The sequence below is a fragment of the Kitasatospora sp. NPDC048545 genome, from assembly GCF_040651155.1.
GTDB lineage: Bacteria > Actinomycetota > Actinomycetes > Streptomycetales > Streptomycetaceae > Kitasatospora.
The window spans coordinates 53,746-78,442 of record NZ_JBEZIQ010000030.1; the positions used below are offsets into that span (position 1 = coordinate 53,746).

The window sequence follows — 24,697 nt, forward strand, 5'->3', positions numbered from 1 at the left end:
CACTACTCCTTGGAACGCACCCGCAGGTTGGTGATCAGCGGGCCCTCGGTGGTCTCGCGGAAGAAGTCGTTGCCCTTGTCGTCCACCACGATGAACGCCGGGAAGTCCTCGACCTCGATGCGCCAGACGGCCTCCATGCCGAGCTCGGCGTACTCCAGCACCTCGACCTTCTTGATGCAGTCCTGGGCGAGGCGGGCCGCCGGGCCGCCGATGGAGCCGAGGTAGAAGCCGCCGTGCGCGGCGCAGGCGTCGGTGACCTGCTTGCTGCGGTTGCCCTTGGCGAGCATGACCATCGAGCCGCCGGCCGCCTGGAACTGGTCGACGTAGGAGTCCATCCGGCCGGCCGTGGTGGGGCCGAAGGAGCCGGAGGCGTAGCCCTCGGGGGTCTTGGCCGGGCCCGCGTAGTAGACCGGGTGGTCCTGCAGGTACTTGGGCATGCCCTCGCCGGCGTCCAGGCGCTCCTTGATCTTGGCGTGGGCGATGTCGCGGGCGACGACCAGGGTGCCGGTGAGCGAGAGGCGGGTCTTCACCGGGTACTTGGAGAGCTCGGCGCGGATCGCGGACATCGGCTGGTCGAGGTCGACGCGCACCACGTCGTCGTCGAGGTGCTCGTCGGTGGTGTCCGGCAGGTACTTCGCCGGGTCGGTCTCCAGCTGCTCCAGGAAGACGCCCTCGGCGGTGATCTTGCCCAGGGCCTGGCGGTCGGCGGAGCACGAGACGGCCATGGCGACCGGCAGCGAGGCGCCGTGGCGGGGCAGGCGCACCACGCGCACGTCGTGGCAGAAGTACTTGCCGCCGAACTGGGCGCCGATGCCGATCTTCTGGGTCAGCTCGGTGACCTTCTGCTCCAGCTCCAGGTCGCGGAAGCCGTGGCCGGTCCTGGCGTTGCCCGCGGTGGGCAGGTTGTCCAGGTAGTGCGCCGAGGCGTACTTGGCGGTCTTCAGCGCGAACTCGGCGCTGGTGCCGCCGATCACGATGGCCAGGTGGTACGGGGGGCAGGCCGCGGTGCCGAGGGAGCGGATCTTCTGCTCCAGGAACGAGAGCATGCTCGCCTCGTTCAGGATGGCCTTGGTCTCCTGGTACAGGTACGACTTGTTGGCGGAGCCGCCGCCCTTGGCCATGAAGAGGAACTTGTACGCGTCGCCGTCGGTGGCGTACAGCTCGATCTGGGCCGGCAGGTTGTTGCCGGTGTTCTTCTCGTCCCAGGTGGTCACCGGGGCCATCTGGGAGTAGCGCAGGTTGAGCTTGGTGTACGCGTCGTACACGCCGCGCGCGATGGCGGACTCGTCCGCGCCGGGGGTGAGCACGTTCTGGCCGCGCTTGCCCATGACGATCGCGGTGCCGGTGTCCTGGCACATCGGGAGGATGCCGCCGGCCGAGATGTTGACGTTCTTCAGCAGGTCGAGCGCGACGAAGCGGTCGTTGGGGCTGGCCTCCGGGTCGTCCAGGATGCGGCGCAGCTGGGCGAGGTGGGCGGGGCGCAGGTAGTGCGAGATGTCGTGCATCGCCTCGGCCGTCAGCAGCCGCAGCGCCTCGGGCTCGACCTGGAGGAAGGTGCGACCGCCCGCCTCGAAGGTGGAGACACCTTCGGAGGTGAGCTTGCGGTACGGGGTCGGGTCAGCGCCCAGGGGGAGCAGGTCGCTGTACTCGAAGTCTGGCGTGGGAGCCATCGGGGCGGTCCTTAGGTGTCCAGTTGGTCCGGCTGCGTCGGCGAAGCACCATCCAGGGTAGGACCCGGTCGTGGTCGGCACGCGGACAGGTCGGCCTTGCGTGACGGGGCTCACTCGGGCAGCAGTGCGAGCGACTAGGGTGGACCCCGTGGACAACTCGCCGTCGCACGACGATCCGGGGCAGCCGGTGCCGGCGCCCGTACCGATGACCAAGTCCGAACCGGAGCCGGGGGCGAAGCCCGGGGCCGCGCCGCAGCCGGTGCACCAGCCGGCGGCGGACGCCGAGATACGCGTCTCGGACGCGGACCGCGAGAAGGTCGCGGAACTGCTGCGGGACGCCTACGCCGAGGGGCGCCTGGACGCGGACGAGCACGCGGAGCGCATCGAGGCCGCGTACGCCGCCAAGACCTTCGGTGACCTGGTGCCGCTGACCCGGGACCTGCCGGCCCGGCCGCTGTCCTTCGAGAAGCAGCCGCTGGGTTCGGCGGCCGCGACGCCCCAGCCGCCCGCGCGCCAGGAGTCGCCCGCGGTGGTGGCGATCTTCGGCGGCGCGTCCCGCAAGGGCCGCTGGCGGGTGGGGTCGCACCTGAAGGCCTTCGCCGCGTTCGGCGGGGTGGAGATCGACCTGAGCGACGCCGTCTTCGAGTCTCCCGAGGTGGAGATCGTGGTCGTGGCGATGTTCGGCGGGGTCGAGGTCCGGGTGCCGGAGAACGTCAGCCTGCAGGGCGGCGGGGTCGGCCTGTTCGGCGGTTTCGACGTCCGCGAGCAGACCGCGGCGGACCCGTACGCTCCGGTTGTTCGGGTCAAGGGCCTTGCGATGTTCGGTGGTTGCACCGCCAAGCCGCGCCGGGGCAAGAAGCTCAAGGAGTGGGTGCGCCGCCAACTCGGCGCAGAGTGAACCCGGTTGGCCTTTGTGGCGCCCGGCCGTGGATCAACTCCCGGTCGGGCGCTCGGCGTTGCGGCCGGGTGCACTCCGTAGTCGATTGCGTGCAGTGTGCATGAATCGCGGTCGGGCGGGGTAGTTCCTTCCGCACATCGCTTCTTGTACGGCTGCGCACCGGAGGCGGCCCAGCGGCCGTTCCGGAGGGTTGGACAGCGGGGGCTCGCAGCCGGGCAGGGGAGCGGGGTTCCCCGTGTCCGAGAGCCTCGTCAGGAGTACGGCCGTGCTGCATCCGATCGAGTCCCGCACCACCTCGCCAGTCGCCGCCGCGCAGCTGCTGGAACACCGCCGCGACGTCCGCCCGCAGCCGCAGCCCCCGGGCGGCCCGGCGGGCGGCGCCGCGGGCGAGGACGACCCCTGGCACACCGGTGCGGCGTGCCGGCGGGACGAGGTGGGGCTGTTCTTCGCTCCCTCCAAGGAGCCGACGGCGGCCCGGCTGTCCCGGGAGGAGCAGGCCAAGCAGGTCTGTGCCCGCTGCCCGGTGCTGCTGGAGTGCCGTGAGCACGCGCTGGCCCAGCCGGAGCCGTACGGGGTCTGGGGCGGGCTGACGGCCGCCGAGCGGCGGGTGGTGCTGGCCCGGCGCCGCCGCCGGGACGCGGAGCTGCGTGAGGCGGCCCGGGTGACGGCGCCCGCGCGGAGCCGGATAGCCGGGTGACGGCGGGCCGAAGACCCGGGGGTCCGGGTTCCGCGGGCCGCGGGCCCGGGGCCGGACGCGCCGCGGCCCCGGCGGAGGGGGATTCCGCCGGGGCCGCTGCCTGCTGTCCCCGGGGCGAGCCGTCAGCCGGTCGCCGGGCCCGGTGTCAGTTCGCGCGGTCGAAGTCGATCGCGCTGTAGGCCCGCAGCTTCGAGAGCTTGTGGGTGGAGTGGATCTCGCGGATCGTGCCGCTCTTGGAGCGCATGACCAGCGAGCTGGTGGTGGCGGTCTCCGAGCGGTAGTGCACGCCGCGCAGCAGCTCGCCGTCGGTGATGCCGGTGGCGACGAAGAACACGTTCTCGCCGCTGACCAGGTCGTCGGTGGTGAGCACCCGGTCCAGGTCGTGGCCGGCGTCCAGGGCCTTCTGCCGCTCGGCGTCGTCCTTGGGCCACAGACGGCCCTGGATCACGCCGCCCATGCACTTCATCGCACAGGCCGCGATGATGCCCTCCGGGGTGCCGCCGACGCCCATCAGCAGGTCGACGCCGGTGCCTTCGCGGGCGGCCATGATGGCGCCGGCCACGTCGCCGTCGGAGATGAACTTGATCCGGGCGCCCGCCTCGCGGATCTCCCGGACCAGGCCGTCGTGGCGCGGGCGGTCCAGGACGACGACGGTGACGTCCTCGACGGCGCTGCCCTTCGCCTTGGCGACCCGGCGGATGTTGACGGCGGCCGGGGCGGTGATGTCGACGAACTCGGCGGCTTCCGGGCCGGCCACCAGCTTGTCCATGTAGAACACGGCGCTGGGGTCGAACATGGTGCCGCGGTCGGCCACGGCCAGCACGGCCACGGCGTTGTTCATGCCCTTGGCGGTGAGGGTGGTGCCGTCCACCGGGTCCACCGCGACGTCGCACTCGGCGCCGGTGCCGTCGCCGACCCGTTCGCCGTTGTAGAGCATCGGGGCTTCGTCCTTCTCGCCCTCGCCGATGACGACGACGCCGTTCATCGAGACGGTCGAGACGAGGGTGCGCATCGCCTTCACGGCTGCACCGTCCGCGCCGTTCTTGTCGCCACGTCCGACCCACCGGCCGGCCGCCATCGCTGCCGCCTCGGTGACCCGGACGAGTTCGAGCGCGAGGTTCCGGTCCGGAGCCTCGGGCGCGACCTCCAGGGCACTGGGAAGGTGGTGCGGGTACTGCGTGGTCATCGTCGTTACCTCTCTGTACGCGACGGCCAGTGAGCGCCCGACTACTGCCAGGTCGAACGCCGTGGTGAGGGTGATGCGATCGTATCTGCCCACGAGATGACTGTCTGTGGCGCGGGTCGCCGTGCGGTGGCGGAAACCACCGGTTCGTCCCGGTTCACCCGTTCGTGGACACCCCGGGTGGCCGGGTCCGCATGTGCATGAGTCACCATGTGGGGGTGGCTGCAGAGAGCAAGGGCATGAGGGGTCGCCAGACCGTACGGGACATGGTCCTGTCGATGCTGGCGGTCGGTTTCGTCGTCTGGATCGGGTACCTGTTCCTCCCGCACGACGCCAACAGCGACCCGGTGCACGTGGTCGAGTACAAGGTTGCCGCGGCCAGTGCCAAGCGTGCCGCGCCGTACCCGCTGCTCTCCCCGGACGGGCTGTCCGACAGGTGGCGGGCCACCTCGGTCAGCTACCGGTCGGCCGACCAGAGCAACGGCAAGGGCAACTCCTGGCACCTGGGCTTCGTGACGCCGTCCGGCCAGTACGCGGCGGTCGAGCAGAGCGACGCGCCGCGCGACTCGCTGCTCGCCGACAAGGTCGCGGGCGGCAAGCCGGACGGCGCCTCCGACGTGGCCGGCCGCACCTGGGACCGGGTCCAGGGCGACAAGGCCCGCGCGCTGACCGCGCAGACCGGCACCGGGACCGCCGTGCTCACCGGCACCGCCTCCTACGAGGAGCTGGCCGAGTTGGCGCAGGCGCTCAAGTAGCGCCGGCCGCAGCACGCCGAAGGGCCCCGCACCGGACGAACCGGTGCGGGGCCCTTTCGCGCGGGCGCGTCAGACGTCAGACGGTGGTGACGACCTCGTCGTAGGCCAGGCGCGGCGAACGCGGGAACCAGGCGTCGTCGCCCGGCTTGCCGATGTTGACCACGGCCAGCACCGAGTGCTCGCCGTCGCCGAAGAACTCCTTGTTGATGCCGTCGGCGTCGTAGCCGGTCATCGGGCCGGCGGCCAGGCCGGCGGCGCGCACGCCGATGATGAAGTAGGCGGCCTGCAGGGCGCCGTTCAGCGTGGCGGACTGCTCGCGGACGCTGCGCTCCGAGAAGAACATGTCCTTCGCCTGCGGGAAGTGCGGGAGCTGGGTCGGCAGCTCCTCGTGGAACTCGTTGTCCGCGGCCAGGATGGCGACCAGCGGGGCGGCGGCGGTCTTGGCCTTGTTGCCGTCCGCCATGTGCTGGACGAGGCGCTCGCGGCCCTCGGCCGAGCGGACCAGGACGACGCGCAGCGGCTGCTGGTTGAAGGCCGTCGGGCCGAACTTGACCAGGTTGTAGATGGCCTGGACCTGCTCCTCGGAGACCGGCTCGTCGGTGAAGGTGTTCGCGGTGCGGGCCTCGCGGAACAGGAGGTCCTGAGCGGCGGCGTCGAGTACCAGGGCGTCGGTGGTCATGCTTCTGCACCTCATGCGGGAGGGGGTTCGTCGGTATGACCGGCCGGGGCCGATCACTTCCTCCAACATGGGTGAATATTCAACGATTCCCCGAGTCGCTGTGACTCGCCTCACATTCGCCCGGCGGCCTCACCGGTCGCCCGCGGCCCCGTCCTCCTCGGCGGCCAGCGCGGCGTCCAGCCGGGCCCGGGCGCCGTCCAGCCAGCGCTGGCACACCTTGGCCAGCTGCTCGCCGCGCTCCCACAGGGCCAGCGACTCCTCCAGCGACGTCCCGCCGTTCTCCAGCTGCCGGACGACCTCCAGCAGCGCGTCCCGGGCGTGCTCGTAGCCCAGCGCGTCGTCCGGGTTGGGTGCCGCCGCGTCCTGCTGCTCCTGCTGCTCTGCCATGCGTGCCAGCGTAGGGGGTGGGGCCGACAGCGTCAGTCCCCGTCGGCGGCGGTGTCACCGGCGGCGCCGGCGGCCCCTGTGTCACCAGCGGCGCCGGCGGCCCCTGTGTCACCAGCGGCGGCGTCACCGGCCCCGGCCGTGGACGCACCGGCCGCCGTGACGTCGAAGCCGCCGCCCGCCACCCGGGCGTGCAGCCCCTCCCCGGGCGTGACCTGCGCCGGGTCGGTCACCACCGTGCCGTCCGTCCGCTGGAGCACCGCGTAGCCGCGCTCCAGGGTGGCCGCCGGGGAGAGCGCGACCACCCTGGCCAGGGTGTGCCCGAGGTCGCTCTGCGCGTGGTCCAGCCGGTGCCGCAAGGTGCGCCGGGCCCGCTCCAGCAGGCTCTCCACCTCCTGGCCGCGGCCGTCCAGCATCCGGTGCGGCGCGGCCATCGACGGGCGGCTGCGCAGCCCGTCCAGCCCGTGCTGCTCGCGCTCGACCCGGGCCAGCACGTGCCGGCGGGCCCGGTCGCGCAGCTGGCGGACCTTCGCCAGCTCCTCGCCGACGTCCGGAACCACCCGTTTGGCGGCATCGGTCGGAGTGGAGGCGCGCAGGTCCGCCACGAAGTCCAGCAGCGGCTGGTCCGGCTCGTGCCCGATCGCGCTGACCACCGGCGTACGGGCGGCCGCGACCAGCCGCACCAGCCCCTCGTCCGAGAACGGCAGCAGGTCCTCGACGCTGCCGCCGCCGCGGGCCACGACGATCACGTCCACCTCGGGGTGCTCGTCCAGCTCCCGCACCGCCGCGCTCACCCGCTCCACCGCGCTGACGCCCTGCACCGGGACGTTGCGCACCTCGAAGCGGACGGCCGGCCAACGCCGGCGGGCGTTCTCCAGTACATCCCGCTCGGCCGCCGAGCCGCGCCCGGTGACCAGCCCGACGCACTGCGGCAGGAACGGCAGCGGCTTCTTGCGTTCGGCCGCGAACAGGCCCTCCCCGGCGAGCCGCCGCTTCAGCTGCTCCAGGCGGGCCAGCAACTCGCCCAGCCCCACCGGCCGGATCTCCGAGGCGCGCAGCGACAGCTGCCCGCGCGCCGCGTACCACTCCGGCTTGGCGTGCACGACGACCCGCGCGCCCTCCTGCACGACGTCCGCGACCTGGTCGAACACCGAGCGGAAGCAGGTCACCGTGAGCGACACGTCCGCCTGCGGGTCGCGCAGGGTCAGGAACACCACGCCCGCGCCGGGCCGGCGGCTGAGCTGGGTGATCTGCCCCTCCACCCACACCGCGCCGAGCCGGTCGATCCAGCCGCCGATCAGCGCGGAGACCTTGCCGACCGGGAGCGGGGCTTCGGGGGAGCTGGTGTTGGCCATGCGTACGAGGCTAGCGGCGTCCGCCGACAGATCCCGGGGAACCCTGGACGCCGAGCACCACCAGGCCGGCCGCCAGCCAGACCAGCCCGACCAGCTGCGCGGTGGGCGCGGCCTCGTAGACCACCGCGGCGATCACCGCGATCCCCAGGGCGGGGGCGACCACGTGCCGCAGTCGGTCAGGGGAGCCGTGCCGCACCGTGTACCAGCCGATCACCGAGGCGTGCAGCAGCGCGAAGGCGGTCAGCGCGCCCACGTTCACCACCGAGGTCAGCCGGTCCAGCCCGTCGTCCCGGCTCGCCGCCCAGACGGCCGCCGCCATGGTGACCACCGCGGCCGCCAGCAGCGCCCGGCGCGGCACCGCGCTGCCCGGGTCGACCGAGTCGAGCCGGCGCGGCAGCCGCCCCTCCCGGGCCATCGCGAAGACCAGCCGACCGGCCGCCGCCTGGCCGGCCAGGGCCGCGAAGGCCGCGCCGATCGCCTTGCCGGCCGCCACCAGCACGTGCAGCCAGTGCCCGACCCCGCTCTCCACGGTGTCGTAGAAGGCCGAACCCTGTGCCACCGGGTCGGCGGCCAGCTGCCGCGGGCCCATCGGCTCCAGCAGTGCCGCGAGGTAGGTCTGCACGACGAACAGCACCCCGGCCAGCGCCAGGCACCAGAGCACGGCCCGGGCGACCGCCGCCGAGGCGCCGACGGCCTCCTCGACGAAGGTCGCGATCGCGTCGAACCCCAGGTAGGACAGCACCGCGACGGACACCGCCGAGATCACGGCGGTCAGCGAGAAGCCGCCGACGGCCGTGAACGGGGTGTCCCAGCCGCGCCGGGCGCCGTCCTGGACCAGCGCCACCACGGCCGCCGCCACGAACACCGCCAGCACCGCGACCTCCATGGCGAGTACCGCGAAGCCGACCGCCGCCGCCGTCCGCACCCCGATCAGGTTGAGCGCGGTGGTCACCACGACCGCGGCCGCCGTCCACACCCAGCGCGAGACGCCCGGCACCAGCGAGTGCAGCGCGATCCCGGAGAACAGGTAGGCCACCGCGGGGATCAGCAGGTAGTCGAGCATCGCCATCCACCCGGCGATGAACCCCGCCCCCTCGCCCAGCCCGGCCGTCGCGTAGGCGAACACCGAGCCGGTCCGCGGCACCGCGCGCACCATCTGGGCGTACGAGAAGGCGGTGAGGCCCATCGCCGCGGTGGCGGCCAGGTAGACGGTGGCGACGGCGCCGTGGCTCTTGGCGTCCAGCACGCCGAACACGCCGACCGGGGCCATCGGGGCGATGAACAGCAGTCCGTAGACCATCAGATCGCGGACGCCCAGGCTGCGGCGCAGGCCGCCCGGCGTCGCCTGCCCGCTCACAGAGCTCATAGACACCAGATTTGAACACTCGTGGCCGGGACTGCACGGAAAGTGCCCGCTGTCGGCGCGGCTCCCCGGTGCGGGCGGCGGCGCCCGCCGTCGCCCGTACGATGGAGCCATGTCCAACACCGCGCCGCGCCGTGTCCTGCTCGCCGCCCCCCGGGGCTACTGCGCGGGTGTCGACCGCGCAGTGATCGCCGTGGAGAAGGCCCTGGAGCAGTACGGGGCGCCCATCTACGTCCGCAAGCAGATCGTCCACAACAAGTACGTGGTGCAGACCCTGGAGAAGAAGGGCGCGATCTTCGTCGACGAGACGGAGGAGGTGCCCGAGGGCTCGATCGTGGTCTTCTCCGCGCACGGCGTCGCCCCGTCCGTCCACGACGAGGCACGGGCGGGCAAGCTCGCCACCGTCGACGCCACCTGCCCGCTGGTCACCAAGGTGCACAAGGAGGCGGTGCGCTTCGCCGACGAGGGCTTCGACATCCTGCTGGTGGGCCACGAGGGCCACGAGGAGGTCATCGGCACCATGGGCGAGGCCCCGGACCGGATCCACCTGGTGGACGGTGCCGAGGACGTCGCCAACGTGCAGGTCCGGGACGAGTCCCGGGTCGTCTGGCTGTCCCAGACCACCCTGTCGGTGGACGAGACGATGGCCACCGTCGGCGAGCTGAAGAACCGCTTCCCGGCCCTGGTCAGCCCGCCCAGCGACGACATCTGCTACGCGACCCAGAACCGCCAGGTCGCGGTCAAGCAGATGGCCCCCGAGACCGACCTGCTGATCGTGGTCGGCTCCAGGAACTCCTCCAACTCGGTCCGCCTGGTCGAGGTCGGCCTGGAGTACGGGGCCAAGGCCGCCCACCTGGTGGACTTCGCCGAGGAGATCCGCGAGGAGTGGCTGGAGGGCGTCGGCACCGTCGGCCTCACCAGCGGCGCCTCGGTCCCGGAGATCCTGGTCGAGGGCGTGCTGGAGTTCCTGGCCGCGCGCGGTTACGACACGGTCGAGACGGTCAAGACCGCCGAGGAGCACCTGACCTTCTCGCTGCCCAAGGAACTGCGCCGCGACCTGCGTGCCGAAGCCGCGGGCAAGCTCTGACACCTCCGGACGGCCCGGCGCCCCCTCGCGGGGTGCCGGGTCTTCTGCTGTGCGGGCCCGTGTGCGCTCTCGTAGCGTTGTTCACAGGCTGTGGACAAGCGGTCCGCGGCGACGGCGGAGGGTGGATGTGATGACGGCGGTATTCGGCGTGGACATCGGCGGCTCGGGCATCAAGGGCGCACCGGTCGACCTCGCCAGGGGCGTGCTCGCCGAGGAGCGGCACAAGGTGCTCACCCCGCAGCCGTCCGCGCCCGAGGCCGTGGTCGCCGCCGTGTGCGAGGTGGTCCGCCGGTTCGACCACCGGGGCCCGGTCGGGCTGACCTTCCCCGGGGTGGTGGTCGGCGGCCGGACCAGGACCGCGGCCAACGTCGACAAGGGCTGGATCGGCATCGACGCCGAAGGACTGTTCCGCGAGGCGCTGGACCTGCCCGCGACCGTCCTCAACGACGCGGACGCGGCCGGTCTCGCCGAGGTGACGCACGGTGCGGGCCGCGGCCAGTCCGGGGTCGTCCTGCTGCTCACCTTCGGCACCGGCATCGGCAGCGCCCTCTTCGTGGACGGCGCGCTGGTGCCCAACACCGAGCTGGGTCACCTGGAGCTGCGCGGCAAGGACGCCGAGCGCCGGGCCTCCTCGGCCGCCAAGGAGCGGCACGGGCTGAACTGGGAGCAGTGGGCCGGGCGGGTCGACGAGTACCTGGACCTGGTGGAGATGCTGTTCTCGCCGCAGCTGGTCGTGATCGGCGGCGGGGTGAGCCGCAAGCACGAGCGGTTCCTGCCGCTGTTGAGGGACCGCGAGGCGCGGGTGGTGCCGGCGGAGCTGCGCAACGACGCGGGCATCGTGGGGGCGGCCATGGCGGCGGCCGGGGCGGCGGGCTGAGGGCCGCCCGCCCCGCCCGGCGGCGGAGTGTCCTCAGCGGGAGCGCTGGATCCGGCGCTGGGCGACGAAGCGGGCGAGCACGATCAGCGCGGCGAGCCCGGTGCCGGAGAACAGCCAGCCGGCCCGCAGCGCCAGCCCGGTCGCCAGTGAGACCACCTGGGCGGTGACGCCCGAGGAACCGACCGGCGCGAGCAGCAGCAGCGCCGCGGCGAAGGCGATCGGCCCGCTGATCGGCGCGGCCAGCAGGTCGACGTAGCGGACGCGTACGGCCAGCTGGAAGCAGACCACCAGGTAGCCGAGGCCGAACAGCCAGCCCAGGTCGTCGAAGAGCAGCCGGTCCAGGCCCGCCACCGCGAGGGTGGCCAGGACGGCGAGCACACCGGTGCCGATGGCCGTCAGCCGGGTCGGCCGACCGGTCCGGCGCCGCCCGTACAGCCGGTCGTCGCCGCGCCCGCGCAACGGCAGGCGAAGCCGTGGCGCGGGCGGACGGGCGGCGCCGGACGGGCCGGCCACCGGGCGCAGCCGGGAGGCGGGGGCGGACTCGGGAGCCCGGCCTGGACCGGGGACGGCGGCTGCGGCCGCGCCGTTCGGCGGACGGCGTCTGGGCCCTGGCGGCTGGGTTCGGATGCTCTGCTCCACCTGTCCAACGTACGGTCCGATCATCGCCACACTGTGTAATGGACCGTTCAGGCCTTGTCCCGTGTCTTCGGACGGCGTAGTCATGTGATCGTCGCTCTGGTGTGCTGACCTGCTCGGCGGAGTCGACAGAGCATGATCATTCGATCTTCACGCGGGGGCTTCGCATGACCGGTTTCACGTTCGAACGACTCGACCACGTCCAGCTCGACATCCCGGCCGGCACCGAGGACCGGTGCCGCGCGTTCTGGTCCGGGGTGCTCGGCATGACCGAACTGCCCAAGCCCTCCGTGCTGGCCGCCCGCGGCGGCTGCTGGTTCCGCGGCGGCGGGGTCGAGGTGCACCTGGGCGTGGTGCCGGACTTCCGCCCGTCCGTGAAGGGGCACCCCGGGATCCAGGTCGGCTCGCTGGACGCGCTGGCCGACCACCTTGCCGCGCACGGCCACGAGGTGCTCTGGGACACGAACGTGCCCGGCCGGCGGCGCTTCCACGCCGCGGACCCGCTGGGCAACCGGCTGGAGTTCCTGGAGCCCCGGGCCGCGGGGACCGAGGCGTGAGGCAGCGCGAACGCTGCCCGTAGACTTGGAGGTCGGCCCGTACGGTGCCGACCCAACTCCTCCAAGCCCCCGGGACTGCGCTTCATGTCGCTCACGATCGGAATCGTCGGTCTGCCGAACGTCGGCAAGTCGACCCTGTTCAACGCCCTGACCAAGAACGACGTGCTGGCGGCCAACTACCCGTTCGCCACCATCGAGCCGAACGTCGGCGTGGTCGGCGTCCCGGACGCGCGGCTGGCCAAGCTCGCCGAGATCTTCGGCTCGCAGCGCATCCTCCCGGCGACCGTCGACTTCGTCGACATCGCGGGCATCGTGCGCGGCGCCAGCGAGGGTGAGGGCCTGGGCAACAAGTTCCTCGCCAACATCCGCGAGTCGGACGCGATCTGCCAGGTCGTGCGCGCTTTCACCGACCCGGACGTGGTGCACGTGGACGGCAAGGTGTCGCCCAAGGACGACATCGAGACCATCCACACCGAGCTGATCCTGGCCGACCTCCAGACCATCGAGAAGGTCCTGCCGCGGCTGCAGAAGGAGGCGCGCCTCAAGAAGGACACCGCCCCCGTGCTGGCCGCCGCCGAGGCCGCGCAGGCGATCCTGGAGACCGGCAAGACCCTGTTCGAGGCCGGCTTCGACACCGCCCCGATCCGCGAGCTCCACCTGCTGACCGCCAAGCCCTTCCTCTACGTCTTCAACGTGGACGAGGACGAGCTGGCCGACGAGGACTTCAAGAACGCGCAGCGCGAGCTGGTCGCCCCGGCCGAGGCGATCTTCCTCAACGCCAAGATCGAGTCCGAGCTGATCGAGCTGGACGATGCCGAGGCCCTGGAGCTGCTCCAGTCGATGGGCCAGGAGGAGCCCGGCCTGGCGACCCTCGCCCGGGTCGGCTTCGACACCCTCGGCCTGCAGACCTACCTGACGGCCGGCCCCAAGGAGACCCGGGCCTGGACCATCAAGAAGGGTGCCACCGCCCCCGAGGCAGCCGGTGTCATCCACACCGACTTCCAGAAGGGCTTCATCAAGGCCGAGGTCATCTCCTTCGCCGACCTGGTCGAGACCGGCTCCGTCGCCGAGGCCCGCTCCAAGGGCAAGGCCCGCATCGAGGGCAAGGAGTACGTCATGCAGGACGGCGACGTGGTGGAGTTCCGCTTCAACGTCTGACGGCCCGCGAAGAGGCTGCCCGACCCGGACCGCCCGGTCCCCGTGCGCGTACGGGGACCGGGCGGTCCGACGTTCGCGGTGGGTCAGCCGACGGTGACGGTGAGGAGGCCGTCGGGGGTGGCCGTGACGGTGACGGCGGTGAGGTCGTCGGCGTGGGCGTCCGGGTGGTGGGCGGTGGCGCGGGGGCCGATGCCGACGACGCGGAGGCCGGCCGCCTTCGCGGCCGCGATGCCGGCGCCGGAGTCCTCGAAGGCGAGGCAGTCGGCGGGGGTGAAGCCGACGGCGGCGGCGCCCTTGAGGAAGCCCTCCGGGTCCGGCTTGCCGGCGCCGACGGACTCGGCGGTGACCAGGACGGGCGGCAGCGGCAGTGCGGCGGCGTCCATCCGGACCCGGGCGAGGGGCTCGTCGGCGGAGGTGACCAGGGCGTGCGGGTGGCCGGCCAGCGAGGCGAGGAAGGCCGCGGCGCCGGGGACCGGGATGACGCCCTCGGTGTCGGCGCGCTCCTCGTCGAGCATCCGCGCGTTGTCGGCGAGGTTGACCTCGACCGGACGGTCGGGCAGCAGGACGGCCATGGTGGCGTGGCCCTGGCGGCCGTGGGCGACGGCGAGCACCTCGGCCGGGTCGAGGCCGTGCCGCTCGGCCCAGCGGCCCCAGCAGCGTTCGACGACGGCGTCGGAGTCGACCAGGGTGCCGTCCATGTCCAGCAGGAGGGCACGGGTGGTCAGCCGGACGGGGGCGGCGGGCATGGGGGGCTCCTCGGGGAACGGGGCGGTGCTATTTGTTCCTCGATGATACAAAAGATTAGCCCAGCAGGTGGGCGTTGACCGCGCGGGCCTCCTCGGCCAGCTCCGGCAGCTCCACCACCTCGACCCCGGCTGCCTCCAGCAGGGCGGTGCCCTGGCAGTCGGCGACGAACAGGTCCGGCTCGCGCCAGGCGACCACCACCCGCGGCACGCCCGCCGCGATGAGCAGCCGGGCGCACGGCACCGGCCGCGAGGCACGCTGTCCGCAGGGCTCCAGCGAGCTGTAGACGGTCGCCCCGCGCAGCCGGGGGTCGCCGGCCGGGAGCTTGGCCAGGGCCGCCTCCTCGGCGTGGTCGTGCGCGTCCGCCTCCCGGCTGTAGCCCTCCGCCAGCACCCGGCCGTCGGCGCCGACGACCACCGCGCCGACCGAGAAGGCCGTCTCGGACGGCGGGCACAGGCGGGAGAGCTCGACGGCCCGGCGCAGGTGGTCGAGGTCGGTGGTCGCGGGGCGGTTCACGGTGCGGGCTCCTTCGGGGCGTACCTGAGCAGGACGAGATCGCCCACGGTACGTGCCCCGAGCAGCCGCATCCGCCGGGCCGGGCCGCCCGGGAACGCCGCGGGGCGGACGAACCGGGGTGCCTCGGCCTGACCGACCAGCAGCGGGGCGACGGCCAGCTGCAGTTCGTCCGCGAGGCCCTGCGCCAGGAACTGGGTGTGCACGCCCCCGCCGCCCTCGACCATCAGCCGGCGCACCCCGCGCGCGCCCAGGTCGTCCAGCACCGCGCCGAGGTCCACGGCGCCGCCGAGCGCGACCACCTCGGCCAGTCCGTCCAGCCGGGGGCGCAGCGCGGCCGCCCCGGCGTCCGTGGTGTAGGCGAGCTTCTCGCCGCCGGTGTGCCAGAACCGCAGGTCGGCGGAGAGGTCCCCGCTCGCGCTGAGCGTCACCTTCAGCGGGTGCTCGGGCCGGCCGGCCGCCTGCCGGGCGGCCCGGCGTCCGGGGTCGTTGACCAGCAGGCGCGGGTTGTCGGCGCGCAGGGTGTTGCCGCCGACCAGGATCGCGTCGGCGGCGGCGCGCTCCTCGTCCACCCGGTCGAAGTCCGCGGCGTCGGAGAGCAGCAGCCGGTCGGGGGAGGCGTCGTCGAGGTGGCCGTCGAGCGACACGGCGGCGCTCAGCAGGACGAAGGGGCGCTGGCCGGGCATGGGCGGGGACCGTTCTGTCGGGGGCGCCTCCACGGTACGGCGACCGGGTGCGGTCGGGGCGCCGGATGCTCGGAATGTGAGACGGATGTTCTCGCCATGCGGGATGCCGCGTAGCGTCGGGAGTCCAGGAGAACGGAAAGCCGACCACCTCCCAGGGGGATCCCATGTCCGGACCGCAGCCCTCCGCCGTCTACACCCACGGCCACCAGGAGGCCGTGCTGCGCTCGCACCGCTCCCGCACCGCCGCCGATTCGGCCGCCTACCTGCTGCCCGAACTGCGGCCCGGGCAGGCCCTGTTGGACATCGGCTGCGGGCCCGGCACGATCACCGCGGACCTGGCCGAGCTGGTCGGCCCGAGCGGCCGGGTGGTGGCCGTGGACACCTCCGTCGAGGTGCTGGAGCAGGCCGCCGGGTACGTGGCCGGACGCGGCCTGTCGAACGTCGTCTTCGAGCACGCCGATGTGCACCGACTGCCCTACCGCGACGGAGAGTTCGACGTCGTGCACGCCCACCAGGTGCTGCAGCACGTGACCGACCCGGTGGCCGCGCTGCGCGAGATGCGGCGGGTGACGGCCCCCGGCGGCGTGGTCGCGGCCCGGGACGTCGACTACGCCTCGATGACCTGGTTCCCCGAAGTGCCGGAGCTGGACCGCTGGCTGGAGCTGTACCGGCGGACCGCCCGTGCCAACGGCGGCGAGCCGGACGCCGGGCGACGGCTGCTGTCCTGGGCCCGCGCGGCCGGCTTCGCCGAGGTCACCGCGAGCGCCACCACCTGGACGTACGCGACGCCCGAGCAGCGCGCCTGGTGGGGCGGCATGTGGGCGGACCGGGTCACCGGCACCGCGCTGGGCCGGACGGTGGTCGACCGGGGCTACGCGGAGCCGGAGGAGCCGGCGCGGATCGCGGCGGGATGGCGGGACTGGAGCGCCGCCGGGGACGGCTGGTTCTCGATGCTGCACGGCGAGGTCCTGGCCCGCGGCTGAGCCGCCGGACGGGGGCTCGGGCCGGGGCGGGCAAGCGTTCGAAAAGATCGGGTAAAGTCGCGCGACCGTTCACATCGGGCCCGTTCGGGTCCGAGCCATGGCGCCGAGCGCCGAGTCGATGCCCGCCCGGGCGGGTTGGGGGAGTCCACGTGTCCAAGCCTGAGTCCGAGCTGCCCGCCCCGGGGTCGGAACCCCCCGTGCGGACCGGAACGGGCACGGGGGCGGGAGCGGACGCAGAGGCGGACGCGGGGCCGGAGACCGGCGAGCCCGGGGCCGCTCCGGCGACGGGTCAGGACCCCCGGGTGGACTTCCGCAAGGAGGCCGACGGGCCCGCGATCGCCGCGCAGCCGCCGGCGACCGCCCCGCCCGCGACCGCCGCGCAGCCGCCCGCCCCGGTGCCCCCCGTCGACCCGTGGGCCGCGCCCGACTTCTCCGCGGCGCCGATGGCGACGCCGACCGCCGCACCCGCCGCCGCGCACCCGCCGGCCGCCCCCGTGTCGTCGGCCGCCCCGCCCCAGCCGCCGCACCCGCTGCCCGCCGGCGGCTGGGCCTCCGTCACGCCCTCCGCCCAGTCCGGTCTCCAGCCCGGTCTCCAGCCCGGACCCCACCCCGCGCTCCAGCCCGGCTTCCCGCCCGGCCACCCGTACCCGCAGCCCGTCGGTCCGGCCCCCACGAACGGCTTCGCGGTCGGCTCCCTGGTGACCGGCCTGGTCCTGGTGGCGCCGCTGGCCCTGGTGTTCGGCATCGTGGCGCTGGTCCAGATCAACCGCCGCCGGGAGCGCGGCTTCGGCATGGCGGTGGCCGGCGTGGTGCTCGGCACGATCGGCACGCTGCTGCTCTCGCTGCTGCTGGGTGCGGGGGACTTCAGCAGCCCGCGCGGCGGACGGTTCGCCCAGGCCCCGAAGGCGCCGGCGGGCTCCGTCCACTGGTCGGCGCTCAAGGCGGGCGACTGCTACAGCTCCCCCGAAGGCGGATCGGTGGCCGACGGCGGCGGCGACGAGACGGTGTACTGGGTGCGCCGGGTGGCCTGCGCCGACGCCCATCACGGCGAGGTGGCCGGGACTGCCAAGATCCCCGCGAGCAGCGGGCCCTACCCGGGCGAGAGCGAGGTCCGCGCGTCGGCCGCCCGGCTGTGCCGCACGGTGCTGGACGACTACGCCCTCGACCAGTGGGCCGTCCCGGACGGCATGGACGACGTCTACCTCTACCCGACCGTGAGCAACTGGGCGGCCGGCGAACGGTACGTCACCTGCGCCTTCGAGGATCGCGACGACCAGCACCGGGGGACGGTCCGCACCGACCGGAGCAGCCTGACCGCACCTCAGCTGGTCTACCTGGACGCGGTCCGGAGCTACAACGACGTCTACCTGGACCCGCCGAAGAAGGGTGACTCCGACGCGGTGGCCGACGACCGGAGCTGGGCCCGCCGGATGGCCGTCGCCTCCCGCACCGAGGCCGCCGTGCTGGGCGCGCCGGCGGCGAACTGGTCGGCCGACGTCCAGCCGAAGATCGCCAAGCTGGTCGAGGCCCAGTCCCAGGCGGCCGCCGCCTGGGACGCCGCGGCCTCCGGCGACGACCCGGCGGGCGGCATCCGCCGGGCCAGGGCGCTGGTGGCCAAGATGGTGCCGATGACCGTGGACATCCGGCGCGGGCTGGGCCTGTCCACCGGTGAACAGGCGCCCGACCTGCGGGTGTGAGCCGGGGCGCACGCGGTTACCAGGCGTTAACAACGCCTGTACCTGCCGGTAGCGATCGACGCGTAGCGTCGCGGGTGTGTCCCCGGCCCGACCCCCACGCGAGCCGGGGGCACGACGATGTCCGGCACTCCCCGCCCGTACGGTGCGGACCCGCGCCGGGCGCCAGGGGGCGCGCTGCCCGGCGGGCGCTGGATACCCTCCCGCCATGGGCACCTATCGGGTGATACGACAGGACGACAACGGCAACCGCTTCCTGGTCGCCAAGGACCTGGACGGCGCCGGGGCGCAGCGGCTGGCCGCCGAGCTGGAGGCCCGCGGCCACAAGCAGCTGTACTGGGTCGAAGAGGTGGAAGCCCCCGGTATCCCCGGTATCCCCGGTGCCCCCAGTGCCCCCGGTGCCGCGGACGCGGACCGGACCGGGAACGGCGCGATCCGGAACGCCTGAGGCCGTAGGGTCGGGGCCATGGACGCCACGCACGCCGCACACCCCACGGACCGGGCCGCCGACGGCCCCGCCGAGCCCCGGATCGTGGTCGGCGGCGCGCTGGTCCACGACGGCCGGGTGCTGGCGGCCCGGCGCAGCGCGCCCGAGGCGGTGGCCGGGCGGTGGGAGTTCCCCGGCGGCAAGGCCGAGCCGGGGGAGACCGAGGCGCAGGCGCTGGAGCGCGAACTCCTTGAGGAGCTGGGCGTGCGGGCGCGGGCGCTCGCCCGGCTGCCCGGCGCGTGGGCCGTGCGCCCCGGCCTGGAGCTGCGGTTCTGGGCCGCCGAGTTGGTGTCCGGCGAGCCGCGCGCGCTGCAGGACCACGACGCGCTGCGCTGGCTGGGTCCGGCCGAGCTGGACGCGGTCGACTGGATCGACCACGACCGGGACGTGCTGCCGCACGTCGCCCGGCTGCTCACCGGGCCGGGAGCGGCGGGCGACGCGCAGTCCGCCGGGTAGGTCAATCGGACAAGACGAACCAGCGGCCGGGATAGCCTGGGTTCTGCTGGGGTATGTCACTTTTCGGTAGTATTCGTCACCATCGGTGAGCCGCTCCCAGTCGGCGACGCCGATCCCGACCAGAGCCGGAGGCCCCGTCGGTGTCGAGTACCGGGAACGGCGGGGGAGAGCGGCGGGCAGGAACCGCAGGCAGCGCCGCCGCCCGCGCCCGACTGCGTCGCGCCGCCCGCCCGGCCGTGCCCCCGCCGTCGGCCGGCCGCCGTCGCGGCGCCGTCGCCGCCCCCGACGTCGAGCGGCCCGCCCGGCCGGCGCCGACCCTGGCCCTCCCCGAACCCGGTGACCGATCCGGGCTGCGCAGCCGCCCCGGCCGGCCGTTCCCCGGCGGTCCCGGCGAACCCCCGAGGGGCCCCGGCGCTCCGTCCGAGGGCGGCCTGCTCGACATGCTCAAGGTCGCCATCGCGATCCTCGACACCGCGGGCCGGGTGGTGCTCTGGAGCCCCGCAGCCGAGGAACTGCTCGGCTGGCCGAACGAGTTGCTGGTCGGCCGCCGGATCGACGAGCTGATCCCTGACCAGGAGCAGGTCGTCCGGATCCGGACCGCGATCCAGGACACCCTGCGCCAGGGCCGCTGGGCCGGCTACGCGGAGCTACGCGACCGCGCGGGCGCGCCGGTCGCCGTGGAGGTCCGGATCTCCCTGCTGGTGGACGGCGACGGCACCCCGTTCCTGCAAGTCAGCATGGCGGAGTCGGCCGCCGTCCGGGCCGTCGAGCGCGATCTCGCGGTGCGTGACGCGCTGTTCGAGCAGTCCCCGCTGGGCATCGCCATCCTGGATACCGACCTGCGCTACACCGCCGTCAACCAGACCCTCGCCGAGATGAACGGCGTCGTCCTGGAGGACCACGTCGGCCGCACCACCGGCGAGACCCTGCCCGAGCGGGCCGCCGACGAGATCACCGCCATCCAGCGCCAGGTGCTGGCCACCGGCGATCCGGTCATCGACGTGACCCTGGCCTCCCCGGTCACCACCCGGGCCGGCTACCGCTCGATCTCCTACAGCCGGATGACCGACCGCTCCGGCCGGGTGCTCGGCATCTCCGGCACCGTGATGGACGTGACCGAGCGTTACCGGGCGGTCGCCAAGGTCGAGCACGCCCGGCGCCGGCTCTCACTGCTCAACGAGTTCGGCTCCCGGGTCGGTGACCTGCTGGATGCCTCCCGGATCGCCCAGGAGCTGGCCAGCTCGGTGGTCCCCCGGCTCACTGACCACTCGGCGGTGATCCTGCTCCAGGCCGTCGCGCACGGTGACGACCTGCCCCGGCACGGGCACGACCGGCGCACCTCGCTGCTCCAGCTCGGCACCGCGTCCGTCCAGGACGGCCCCGAGGTCGACGTGATGCTGCGCCGCGGTGCCCGGATCACCTTCGCCGAGGACTCCGCCTGCGGCCGGGTGCTGCGCACCGGCGTGCCCGAACTGCTCTCCGGCGCCGACCAGCTGGACGACGTCACCTACCCCGGCGACCCGAAGATGCAGGCCGGCCGAGACCTCGGCGTGCACTCGATGCTGGTCGTCCCGCTGCGCGCCCGCGGCATCGTGATCGGCCTGCTGCTGGTCAGCCGGGCCGGCTACCGCGAGGGCTTCGACCGGGACGACCTGGCCTTCACCGTCGAACTCGCCGACCGGGCCGGCAGCTCGCTGGACAACGCCCGCCTCTACGCCCGCGAACGCACCGCCGCGCTCACCCTCCAGCGCACCCTGCTCCCGCAGCAGGTACCGCAGCCCACCGGCGTCGAGGTCGCCTACCGGTACGTGCCCGGAAGCAGCGGCACCGAGGTCGGCGGCGACTGGTTCGACGTCATCCCGCTGCCCGGCGACCGCACCGCGCTGGTGGTCGGCGACGTGATGGGCCACGGCCTGCGGGCCGCCGCCACGATGGGCCGGCTGCGCACCGCCGTCCGGGTGCTGGCCGCCCTCGACCTGCCGCCGGACGTCCTGCTGCGGCACGTCCACGAACTGGCCGACGACCTCGCCCAAGGCCCGGACGAGGCCCTGCTCGCCACCTGCATCTACGCGGTCTTCGACCCGGCGACGGCCCGGCTGACCGTCGCCAAGGCCGGGCACATCCCGCCCGTGCTGGTGGTGCCGGGCCAGGACGCCGGGGAACCGACCCGCACCGGCGGCCCGCTGCCCGGCGGCGCCGGCCGGATCCTCGACCTGCCCTCCGGGGCGCCGCTGGGCGTGGGCGGGGTCCCGTTCGAATCGGTCGAACTGAAGATCCCCGAGGGCAGTCTGCTCGCGCTCTGCACCGACGGCCTGGTGGAGTCCCGGGACAAGGACCTGGACGTCGGCCTCGGCCGGCTGCTCACCGTGCTCCAGGAGCCGTACGCCTCCATCCAGGCCGCCTGCGAGGCGGTGCTCGACACCATGGAGCAGGGCCGCGAGCCGGACGACGTCGCGCTGCTGCTGGCCCGGCTGGGGCACGGCCAGGCGGGCACCCCGACGGCGGGCTGGACCCTGCCGGCCGAGCCGACCGCCGTCTCCCGGGCCCGCCGGCTGGTCCGCTCCACGCTCGCCGAATGGGGCGTGGAGGCACTCACCGACACCGCGGAGCTGCTGGTGAGCGAGCTGGTCACGAACGCCGTCCGGTATGCCAGCGCCCCCATCGGGGTACGGCTGACGCTCGGCGAGACGCTGCTGGTCGAGATCTCCGACCCGCTGCCCGACCCGCCCCGGGAGCGGCACGCGGCCGAGGCCGACGAGGGCGGCCGGGGCCTGGAGCTGGTCCGCCGGCTGGCGCTGCGCTGGGGCGCCAGGGCGGAGGGGATCGGCAAGGTGGTCTGGTTCGAGCAGGCGCTGTCGGGTAATGAGCCCGACGAGTCGTGACTCGATCGAACACCGGAATGAACGCCAGGAGAGCCGTGCCGCATATGCCATCGGGAGCCCGGGGGGAGCGCGCGCCCCGGAAGGGGGCGCGAGCGTGGCATTGTGGTTGCGCGGGCGGTAGGACAAAAACCTTCGCCCGATCTGATGTTGTGATGTTGAGGGCGTGTGAACGTACCCCTCGATGATGAATACTCGGTCTTCTCGACATCCGGACGGTCGCGGGTTGGAGGGGTCGGTCCGTTGAACAGCACACCGGCGCGGAACGCGCCGAGCAGCAGCGGTCATGCCGCTGTGCCCGGGCAGGCCGGCTCGCTGCACCTGCCAGTACCGGCGTCCCCGCCGGGCGGCGACACCGCGAGCCGCGGCGCCCACCCCGTCGCCGAGGCCCAACCGTGGGGCGTCGGCGACCCTGGCTCGATCTACGACTACATCCGGGTCGCGACCTTCGCGATCGGCCCGGACGGGCGGATCAGCCAGTGGAGCGAACGCGCCGCCGAGTTCTTCGGCGTCCCGGCCGCCGAGGCCGTCGGCGCCGACCCGATCAGCACCTTCGTCCCCCGCGAGCTCTGGCAGCGCGGCCGCGCCCGGCTGGAGCGCACGCTGGCCGGCGAGGAGTGGGTCGGCACCACCCCCTACCGGGACGCCGACGGCGGCGAGGGCCTCGCCGAGCTCTACCTGATGCCCGACAGCGCCCTGCCCACCGCGGGTGCCACCTGCCTGGCCGTCGACCTCGGGCGGCTGCGCCGGATCGAGACCGACCTGGCCGCCTCCGAGGCCGTCTTCGGGCAGACCCCCACCGGCTTCGTGCTGTTCGACGACCGGCTGCGCCTGCAGCGGGTCAACGACGCCTTCGCCTCCGGCATGGGCCTGGTCCCCACCGACCTGGAGGGCCTCACCCCGCACGACATCTTCCCGCCGTCCGAGGCCGACCGGCTCGCCGCGGCCCTGCGCAAGGTCCTCGCCACCGGCGAGCCCGTCTTCGACCTGCGCTTCCACGGCGCCGTCCCCACCCGCGAGGGCAACCGGCTCTGGGCCGTCTCGCTGTACCGCCTCAACGGCGCCGCCGGGCAGCCGACGGGCGTCGCCGGGCAGGTCTCCGACGTCACCAGCCGGCACGTCGCCGAGCGCGAGGCCGACGGCGTGCGCCGCAACCTCGCCCTGCTCAACGAGGCCAGCGCGCACATCGGCTCCACGCTCGACCTGGAGACCACCGCCAAGGAACTGCTGGACGTCGTCGTCCCGCCGTTCTGCGACCTCGCCACCGTCGACCTGTACACCGCGCTGCTCTCCGGCGAGACCGTCCCCAGCGCCGGCCGGCTCGGCGACAGCGTGCTCACCGACGGAAGCGGCGAACTGCGCAGGGTCGCCGTCTCCAGCGTGATCGGCGGCGCCTCCTCGGTGCTCGGCTCGGTCACCGGCCTGCCCATCGCCGAGGCCGGCGGCACCCTCTGTTACCCGCGCCGCTCCCCGCACGCCCGGGCACTGCGCACCGGCCGCAGCGTCGTCCCCGAGCCGGGCCGCGACCCGTTGCTTCGCTCCACCCTGATCGTCCCGCTGGTCGCCCGCGACCAGGTGCTCGGCCTCGTGCAGCTCTCCCGCGCCATCGGCAGCGAGCCGTTCGACGCCCGCGACGTCGCGATCGCCGAGGAACTCGTCGCCCGCGCCGCCGTCTGTATCGACAACGCCCGGCTCTACCGCCGCGAGCACGAACGCGCGCTGATCCTCCAGCGCAGCCTGCTGCCCCCGGGCAACCCGGCCGCCAGCGGCCTGGAGATCGCCTGCCGCTACCTGCCCAGCAACAACAACACCGAGGTCGGCGGCGACTGGTTCGACGTCATCCCGCTGCCCGGCAACCGCACCGCGCTGGTCATCGGCGACGTGATGGGCCGCGGCCTGCGCGCCGCCGTCGCCATGGGCCAGCTGCGTACCGCCGTCCGCACCCTGGCCATGCTCGACCTCGACCCCGCCGAGGTGCTCACCGCCCTCGACGAGATCGCCCGCGGCCTCGGCGACGACTCCGTGCCGGCCGGCCCGCCCACCCCGTACGGGCGCCTCACCTCGTCGGCCGACGAGGAGGCCCGCGAGGTCTACCTCGCCACCTGCGTCTACGCGGTCTACGACGCCGTCACCCGCCGCTGCATCATCGCCAACGCCGGCCACCTGCCGCCCGTGCTGCTCAGCCCCGGCGAGGGCGCCCGGATGCTGGACGTGCCGCCCGGCCTGCCGCTCGGCGTCGGCGGCGAGCCCTTCGAGGAGGTCGAGTTCGACCTCCCGGACGGCGCCGTGCTCGGCCTCTACACCGACGGACTGGTGGAGAGCCGCAAGCACCAGCTGGACGAGGGCCTGCGGGCCTTCCGCGCGGCGCTCTCCGTCGAGGGCAAGGCCCTGGAGGACCTCTGCGACCACGTGCTCGGCGAGCTCAACCCGCACCACGGCGAGGACGACATCGCGCTGCTGATGGCGAAGGTGCACGCCTTCCCCGAGGACGCCGTCGGGAACTGGTTCCTGCCGCCCGAGCCCACCTCCGTCTCCAAGGCCCGTGAGCTGGCCTGCAGCTGGCTGCTGGCGCGGGGACTCGACGAGCTGGTCGACACCACCGAGCTGCTGGTCAGCGAGCTGGTCACCAACGCGCTCAAGCACGGGCGCGGCGAGATCCGGCTGCGGCTGCTGCGCGAACGCGGCCTGGTCTGCGAGGTCTGGGACGACGGCTACGCCCAGCCCCGCCAGCGGCGCGCCCAGGAGACCGACGAGGGCGGGCGCGGCCTGCAGCTGGTCAGCCTGCTGGCGGAGCGCTGGGGCAGCCGGCGCACGCCGAAGGGCAAGATCGTCTGGTTCGAGCTGGCGCTGTAGCCGCCCGGGCGCCCGGCGGCCCGGCCTGCGGGTCGGCCCGCACGGCGCGGGCCGTACAGCTTGCTCCGTACGGGTGCAGTCGCCCCCGGCCTGCCGTGTCGAC

At 73.8% G+C, this 24,697-nt stretch carries 21 protein-coding genes and 1 pseudogene; 13 read left to right on the forward strand and 9 right to left on the reverse strand.

The genetic code is table 11. The annotated features are described in order from the left end of the window. Positions 1-2: 2 nt before the first annotated feature. Positions 3-1,670, reverse strand: coding sequence for a fumarate hydratase (locus AB0D10_RS26535; RefSeq protein WP_360260929.1), 1,668 nt, complete (start codon positions 1,668-1,670; stop codon positions 3-5). Between the two features lie 148 nt (positions 1,671-1,818). Here AB0D10_RS26535 and AB0D10_RS26540 point away from each other — a divergent pair, with 148 nt between their 5' ends. Beyond that, positions 1,819-2,568: a DUF1707 domain-containing protein gene (locus AB0D10_RS26540; RefSeq protein ID WP_360260931.1), complete on the forward strand. Its 750-nt coding sequence runs from the start codon at positions 1,819-1,821 to the stop codon at positions 2,566-2,568. Between the two features lie 265 nt (positions 2,569-2,833). Continuing rightward, on the forward strand, positions 2,834-3,265 hold the full coding sequence (locus AB0D10_RS26545; protein ID WP_360260933.1) for a WhiB family transcriptional regulator: 432 nt from the start codon (positions 2,834-2,836) through the stop codon (positions 3,263-3,265). A 145-nt stretch (positions 3,266-3,410) separates the two neighbouring features. Here the strand turns inward: AB0D10_RS26545 and glpX are convergent, their stop codons facing one another. Further along, positions 3,411-4,451, reverse strand: coding sequence for a class II fructose-bisphosphatase (glpX, locus tag AB0D10_RS26550; protein WP_350631566.1), 1,041 nt, complete (start codon positions 4,449-4,451; stop codon positions 3,411-3,413). 215 nt (positions 4,452-4,666) lie between these two features. On the opposite strand from glpX, the gene AB0D10_RS26555 reads away from it, so the two are divergent. Further along, on the forward strand, positions 4,667-5,203 hold the full coding sequence (locus AB0D10_RS26555) for a DUF4245 domain-containing protein (RefSeq protein ID WP_360260936.1): 537 nt from the start codon (positions 4,667-4,669) through the stop codon (positions 5,201-5,203). A 76-nt stretch (positions 5,204-5,279) separates the two neighbouring features. Here the strand turns inward: AB0D10_RS26555 and AB0D10_RS26560 are convergent, their stop codons facing one another. The 4 genes from AB0D10_RS26560 to AB0D10_RS26575 form a co-directional block, all read right to left on the reverse strand. Beyond that, a complete protein-coding gene (locus tag AB0D10_RS26560) occupies positions 5,280-5,882 on the reverse strand; it encodes a malonic semialdehyde reductase (protein WP_360260938.1) in 603 nt (200 codons plus the stop codon). Between the two features lie 129 nt (positions 5,883-6,011). After that, the gene (locus tag AB0D10_RS26565; protein ID WP_360260940.1) at positions 6,012-6,269 is read right to left on the reverse strand and encodes an exodeoxyribonuclease VII small subunit; all 258 of its coding nucleotides are present in this window, start codon (positions 6,267-6,269) and stop codon (positions 6,012-6,014) included. Positions 6,270-6,301: 32 nt separating this feature from the next. Then, positions 6,302-7,621, reverse strand: a complete 1,320-nt coding sequence (gene xseA, locus AB0D10_RS26570) for an exodeoxyribonuclease VII large subunit (RefSeq protein WP_360260942.1) — start codon at positions 7,619-7,621, stop codon at positions 6,302-6,304. A gap of 10 nt (positions 7,622-7,631) precedes the next feature. Beyond that, on the reverse strand, positions 7,632-8,987 hold the full coding sequence (locus AB0D10_RS26575) for an APC family permease (RefSeq protein ID WP_360260944.1): 1,356 nt from the start codon (positions 8,985-8,987) through the stop codon (positions 7,632-7,634). 109 nt (positions 8,988-9,096) lie between these two features. Between AB0D10_RS26575 and AB0D10_RS26580 the strand changes: the two genes are divergently transcribed. Together AB0D10_RS26580 and ppgK are read left to right on the forward strand one after the other, a co-directional pair. After that, entirely contained in the window at positions 9,097-10,071 is a 975-nt protein-coding gene (locus AB0D10_RS26580) for a 4-hydroxy-3-methylbut-2-enyl diphosphate reductase (protein WP_360260946.1), read from the forward strand. 130 nt (positions 10,072-10,201) lie between these two features. Continuing rightward, on the forward strand, positions 10,202-10,948 hold the full coding sequence (gene ppgK / locus AB0D10_RS26585) for a polyphosphate--glucose phosphotransferase (protein ID WP_360260948.1): 747 nt from the start codon (positions 10,202-10,204) through the stop codon (positions 10,946-10,948). Positions 10,949-10,981: 33 nt separating this feature from the next. On the opposite strand, the gene AB0D10_RS26590 is transcribed toward ppgK, so the two are convergent. Next, positions 10,982-11,587, reverse strand: coding sequence for a DUF6542 domain-containing protein (locus AB0D10_RS26590; RefSeq protein ID WP_360260951.1), 606 nt, complete (start codon positions 11,585-11,587; stop codon positions 10,982-10,984). A gap of 164 nt (positions 11,588-11,751) precedes the next feature. Between AB0D10_RS26590 and AB0D10_RS26595 the strand changes: the two genes are divergently transcribed. After that, the gene (locus AB0D10_RS26595; protein ID WP_360260953.1) at positions 11,752-12,141 is read left to right on the forward strand and encodes a VOC family protein; all 390 of its coding nucleotides are present in this window, start codon (positions 11,752-11,754) and stop codon (positions 12,139-12,141) included. Between the two features lie 84 nt (positions 12,142-12,225). Further along, the gene (gene ychF / locus AB0D10_RS26600) at positions 12,226-13,299 is read left to right on the forward strand and encodes a redox-regulated ATPase YchF (RefSeq protein WP_360260955.1); all 1,074 of its coding nucleotides are present in this window, start codon (positions 12,226-12,228) and stop codon (positions 13,297-13,299) included. An 83-nt stretch (positions 13,300-13,382) separates the two neighbouring features. On the opposite strand, the gene AB0D10_RS26605 is transcribed toward ychF, so the two are convergent. Together AB0D10_RS26605 and AB0D10_RS26610 are read right to left on the reverse strand one after the other, a co-directional pair. After that, positions 13,383-14,045: an HAD-IA family hydrolase gene (locus AB0D10_RS26605; protein ID WP_360260957.1), complete on the reverse strand. Its 663-nt coding sequence runs from the start codon at positions 14,043-14,045 to the stop codon at positions 13,383-13,385. Between the two features lie 55 nt (positions 14,046-14,100). Continuing rightward, a pseudogene (locus AB0D10_RS26610) lies at positions 14,101-15,242 on the reverse strand (dihydrofolate reductase family protein). Between the two features lie 164 nt (positions 15,243-15,406). Between AB0D10_RS26610 and AB0D10_RS26615 the strand changes: the two are divergent. The 6 genes from AB0D10_RS26615 (at position 15,407) to AB0D10_RS26640 (ending at position 24,594) form a co-directional block, all read left to right on the forward strand. Next, positions 15,407-16,225, forward strand: coding sequence for a methyltransferase domain-containing protein (locus tag AB0D10_RS26615; RefSeq protein WP_360260959.1), 819 nt, complete (start codon positions 15,407-15,409; stop codon positions 16,223-16,225). Positions 16,226-16,527: 302 nt separating this feature from the next. Continuing rightward, complete coding sequence (locus AB0D10_RS26620) at positions 16,528-17,922, forward strand: DUF4190 domain-containing protein (protein ID WP_360260961.1); 1,395 nt, start codon at positions 16,528-16,530, stop codon at positions 17,920-17,922. 205 nt (positions 17,923-18,127) lie between these two features. After that, entirely contained in the window at positions 18,128-18,367 is a 240-nt protein-coding gene (locus tag AB0D10_RS26625) for a hypothetical protein (protein ID WP_360260963.1), read from the forward strand. A gap of 18 nt (positions 18,368-18,385) precedes the next feature. Beyond that, positions 18,386-18,862, forward strand: a complete 477-nt coding sequence (locus AB0D10_RS26630) for an NUDIX domain-containing protein (RefSeq protein ID WP_360260966.1) — start codon at positions 18,386-18,388, stop codon at positions 18,860-18,862. A gap of 140 nt (positions 18,863-19,002) precedes the next feature. Beyond that, positions 19,003-21,744, forward strand: coding sequence for a SpoIIE family protein phosphatase (locus AB0D10_RS26635; RefSeq protein WP_360260969.1), 2,742 nt, complete (start codon positions 19,003-19,005; stop codon positions 21,742-21,744). A 417-nt stretch (positions 21,745-22,161) separates the two neighbouring features. Beyond that, entirely contained in the window at positions 22,162-24,594 is a 2,433-nt protein-coding gene (locus AB0D10_RS26640; RefSeq protein ID WP_360261064.1) for a SpoIIE family protein phosphatase, read from the forward strand. Positions 24,595-24,697 lie beyond the last annotated feature (103 nt).